Below are 246 nucleotides of genomic sequence, written 5' to 3'. Positions count from 1 at the left end.
CTGAGTCACTGGCATGCGCGCCTGCAAAGCATCCGCGACGATCGCCTCAAACTGTTCACCGCCGGCCTGTTCCACCGTGCGGCCTGGTACTACGACTTCACCCTCGATGAACAGATCAAGCACCGCCTGGAAACCGAGTTCGTCTGCGTGGCGGCGATGTGCGCGGACCAACAAGCCACGGAAAAACTGGCCGCCTACCTGGAGTCCGACCTGCTGACGGTAGTGCCCGGGCTCGACACCCTGACT

At 62.6% G+C, this 246-nt stretch carries 1 protein-coding gene; it reads left to right on the top strand.

The features are described from left to right. On the top strand, positions 1-246 hold a 246-nt coding region (locus NPS47_RS25590; RefSeq protein ID WP_274297468.1), incomplete at both ends, for a hypothetical protein.

It is taken from the genome of Pseudomonas putida, from assembly GCF_028682475.1.
Classification (GTDB): Bacteria; Pseudomonadota; Gammaproteobacteria; order Pseudomonadales; family Pseudomonadaceae; genus Aquipseudomonas; species Aquipseudomonas putida_AG.
This window is presented reverse-complemented; position numbering and strand designations above follow the sequence as displayed.